Annotated in this window: 1 protein-coding gene; it reads right to left on the bottom strand. The window is 32.2% G+C overall.

Features of this window, described 5'->3' with window-relative positions; translation table 11 throughout:
- Positions 1-374: 374 nt before the first annotated feature.
- Complete coding sequence (locus tag V2W16_RS11220; protein ID WP_425353967.1) at positions 375-503, bottom strand: helix-turn-helix transcriptional regulator; 129 nt, start codon at positions 501-503, stop codon at positions 375-377.
- Between the last annotated feature and the right edge of the window lie 6 nt (positions 504-509).

The raw sequence follows: 509 nt of genomic DNA, 5'->3' as shown, positions 1-509 counted from the left end.
ATAGGTTCGCCTATAAATTCCATAATCTTATATAACTCGTCTTCTCTGAAGTATTTTCCCTCTTTTGCGGTCATTACCTGTGTTATATAGTAATTACTACGGTTTAATACTTTTTCAAGGTCTTTTATTTGCTTGTCCTGTTCTGTTAACTTCCCTCTAAGTTTATAATATGGTCGCATTTTTCATCCTCCTTTCTCCCTAAAAGCTAAAATCCCTGCCACAAAGTAACTATTTAGCATTTATTACGGCTTTTACATGGATTTTCATTAAAGTTTAAAATTAGGAGCTATATCAATTATTTTATGTGTCTAATAAAAAGATATATTTATCCTTGTGACAAGGGCTTTAGCCTTTAAGGAATTTAATCGTTAATGTTAGAAAAATGAATCTAAACTTATATTGAAATAGTCGGCAATAGCTTTAATGCTTTCTATTCTAGGCACCCTCTTTTCCCTCTCCCAGTACTCTATAGCCCTTTGACTTACACCTATTTCCTTTGCCAAAGTTAA

This window comes from Anaerofustis butyriciformans (genome assembly GCF_036289385.1).
Taxonomy (GTDB): Bacteria; Bacillota; Clostridia; order Eubacteriales; family Anaerofustaceae; genus Anaerofustis; species Anaerofustis butyriciformans.
Note: the sequence above shows the minus strand (reverse complement) of the source record. Positions and strands in the feature narration are given on the sequence as shown.